3 protein-coding genes are annotated in these 3,142 nt (G+C 67.2%); all 3 read right to left on the bottom strand.

All coding sequences use genetic code 11. The features are described 5' to 3' along the window. Positions 1-365 precede the first annotated feature (365 nt). Positions 366-1,043 carry a GntR family transcriptional regulator gene (locus H7290_RS09385; RefSeq protein ID WP_290513756.1) on the bottom strand — a complete coding sequence of 226 codons (678 nt, stop codon included), beginning with the start codon at positions 1,041-1,043 and terminating at the stop codon, positions 366-368. 141 nt (positions 1,044-1,184) lie between these two features. Continuing rightward, entirely contained in the window at positions 1,185-1,907 is a 723-nt protein-coding gene (locus H7290_RS09380) for an SDR family NAD(P)-dependent oxidoreductase (protein ID WP_290513755.1), read from the bottom strand. Beyond that, entirely contained in the window at positions 1,904-2,962 is a 1,059-nt protein-coding gene (locus H7290_RS09375) for a CoA ester lyase (RefSeq protein WP_290513754.1), read from the bottom strand. The genes H7290_RS09380 and H7290_RS09375 overlap by 4 nt, the downstream gene beginning before the upstream one ends. Positions 2,963-3,142 lie beyond the last annotated feature (180 nt).

Raw genomic sequence — 3,142 nt, 5'->3', positions numbered from 1 at the left:
GACGCCTGGTGGCTCGGATGGGCCCGCCCCGGGTGGGCGATGAGTGGCGGTCGATCATGACGGGCTCCTAGTGCGAGAGTGCCGGGGCGAGGACGCGAAAGTCCGTCCCGCCGAGTGTGATCCACAACATAACACTGCTGTCGACCGTTGTCGACGAATGCGTACGTAGATCCAGAAAGCACCGCAGGGTATGCCAAACCGCCACGTGCAGAATCGACGGATCCACTCGTCGTCCTCGGTCGACTCAGGTCGCCCACACGCATCGCTTCGAAGACATCGGGCACCGCAGCGGGCGGGGAGGGGTTCTGCTGCCGGCCGGGAGGTGGACGACGAGGTGCCTCGCGCGTCTCAGCGCAGGCCCGGCGCTACAGGAAGGCCGGCTCCTGGCCCTCGACGCTGGAACTGTACAGCCTGACGCGGAAGTCCCGCGCATTGGTCATCTGGCGTGAGGCGACCTCGCCCGCAGCCTCGACGTCCTGGGTCCGGATGGCGTCGAGGATCTCGAGGGACTCCGCCACAAAGACCTCCCACCGCTCGGGGTAATGAAGCGTCGTCGAGGCGAGGCCCTGCACGAGCAGCTGGACACTCTCGAGCGTCGAGATCAGCGCCTTGTTGTGTGTGGCGGCCCAGATCACGAAGTGCATCGAGTTGGCCAACGGCGCTCGCTTCGTGATGTCGTCGTCGCCCAGCTCCTGCATGGCGCCGACGGCCCGCTGCAGGCGGGCAAGGTCCAGATCCGTGCGGCGCATGGCAGCGGCTCGCGCGGCTGCGGCCTCGAGCGCGATGCGCACCTCGTAGATCTCGAGGACGTCCTCGGGCTTCAGCACCCGGACCCGCAGCGCCCGTTCGTGGCGCTCGACGAGCCCCTCGAATGACAGACGGCTGAGGGCCTCACGGACCGGCGACCGGCTGACGCAATACTCCGCGGCGAGGGATCCCTCGACCAGCGGCGTCCCAGGCACGATGACGCCGGCCACGATCTTGGCACGCAGGTCTTCATAGAGAGAGCCCTCGCTACGTTTGGTGTCGCTCTCTTCAGCCATGGCTCCAACATCTCCCGCGCGGGTTGCAGCGGCTCGGACCTCGCCCCTGCAACCATCCGTCTGCCGACAGTTGCCGACAAGTGGACACCAACGTATCCGTTCGGCGCGCCGTTGTGAATCACCTTGCCGCCGACTGGCCGATCACATCTCGCGACCACCCGCGACGTCCAGCACCGCGCCGGTCATGTAACTCGACATGTCGGATGCCAGGAACAGCGCGACCTCGGCAACCTCGCGAGGGTCACCGGGTCTCGCCATCGGGATGGACGCGAGCTTCTCCTCCCACGAGTGCTGCGGCATGCCGGCCGTCATGTCGGTGGCGATCAGACCGGGCCGGATGGCGTTCGCGCGGATGCCGTGTCGGGCACCTTCCCGGGCGGTCGTCCGCGTCAGCGCCTCCACACCCGCCTTCGAGGACACATAGGCGGCCTGCCCGAGGTTGCCCGCCTTCGACGCGATCGATGCGATGTTGACGATGGCTCCCCCGCCCTCGCGGTCGCGCATGTGGCGCAGCGCCTCGCGCGTGCACAGCCACGTCCCCTGAAGGTTGACGTCCAGGACTCGGCGGAAGTCCTCGAGCGAGCCTCGGTGGATCACGCTGTCGATCGCCACGCCGGCGTTGTTGACGAGCACATCGATCCGCCCGTGGTCGGCAAGGGCGGATCCGAAGGTGGACATGACCGACGCCTCGTCCGACACGTCACAGACGCGCGTGTCGACGTTGGCCAGCCGAACAGGCGACGTGGCGAGGGCGACGACCGTCGCACCATGCTCGGCGAACGTCGTCGCGATGGCACCTCCGATGCCACGCGTGCCTCCCGTGACGATCGCCACTTTGCCGTCGAGCAGTCGAGCAACGCTCATCCTTCGCTCCCGGCAGCACCGTCGCGGGAGGTGCCGTCCCGAGCGGCGACGAGGTCGGCGAACGCGAGGATCTTCTGGCACTGCTTGTAAGAGGCGTCGTCCTGCATCTTGCCGTCGATCATGACGGCGCCTGCCCCGTCGACGAGCGCCTCCACGACCCGGCGCGCCCAGGCGACCTGGTCCGGGTCAGGCGTGAACACCGTGCGCGCCACCTCGATCTGCTTCGGGTGGAGCGTCCATGCTCCAACACACCCCATGACGTACGCGTTACGGAACTGGTCCTCGCACGCGAGCACGTCGGTGATGTCCCCGAACGGGCCGTAGTAGGGCTGGATACCGGCAAGCCGGCAGGCGTCGACCATCCGCGCCACGGTGTAGTGCCAGAGATCCTGCTGGGCCGTCACGCGGGGTGCGTCGTACTCGCCGTTGACGGCGTCGGCCCTCACGAGGTAGCCGGGGTGTCCGCCACCGACGTTGGTGGTCTTCATCTCACGGTCCGCCGCGAGGTCGGCCGGGCCCAGCGAGACGCCCTGCAGTCGCGGGCTGGCCAGACAGATCTCCTCCACGTTCGCGACGCCACGAGCCGTCTCCAGGATGGCGTGCAGCAGGATCGGGCGGCTCAGGCCCGCACGGGCCTCGAGCTGTGCCACCAGGCGGTCGACGTAATGGATGTCCTCGGGGCCCTGGATCTTCGGCAGCATCAACACATCGATCTGCTCGCCGGCCTGCAGGACCAGGTCCGTGAGGTCATCGAGGATCCATGGGGAGTCGAGAGCGTTGACGCGCGCCCACAGCGAGGTCGTGCCGAGGTCGACGGTCAGCGCCACCTCGACGAGCCCCGCCCGCGCGGCCTCCTTGTTGTCGATCTCGACCGCGTCCTCGAGATTTCCCAGGAGCACGTCCACGGTAGGTGCGAGCGCCGGCAACTTGCCGACCATGCGAGCGTTCGAAGGATCGAAGAAGTGGATCATCCGCGAGGCCAGAGGCGGTATGACGCGGGGCGGCTCGGGAGCGCCGATCGCCAGCGGCAAGAAGAAGTCTCGTGGGCTACGCATGGGTTCTCCTCGAAATCGACGGTCAAGCCACATCGTAGGACGACTGAAGGCTAGTATTCAAACGATGGTCAAAAATGACCATCACCAAGCGGCGCACCAGACTGCGCAGTTGAGGAGTCCCCCGATGTCCGACATGAGCTGGCGCACCGCGATCGCACAGGTCAACGCAGACGACGTGAT

Origin of the sequence: Aeromicrobium sp., assembly GCF_014378035.1 — a bacterium.
Lineage (GTDB): Bacteria > Actinomycetota > Actinomycetes > Propionibacteriales > Nocardioidaceae > Aeromicrobium.
Note: the sequence above shows the minus strand (reverse complement) of the source record. Positions and strands in the feature narration are given on the sequence as shown.

What these genes read in the sequence shown, in the direction of transcription:
- H7290_RS09385 (WP_290513756.1), bottom strand. Translation starts at nt 1,043, where the DNA reads ATGGCTGAAGAGAGCGACACCAAACGTAGCGAGGGCTCTCTCTATGAA.
- H7290_RS09380 (WP_290513755.1), bottom strand. Translation starts at nt 1,907, where the DNA reads ATGAGCGTTGCTCGACTGCTCGACGGCAAAGTGGCGATCGTCACGGGA.
- H7290_RS09375 (WP_290513754.1), bottom strand. Translation starts at nt 2,962, where the DNA reads ATGCGTAGCCCACGAGACTTCTTCTTGCCGCTGGCGATCGGCGCTCCC.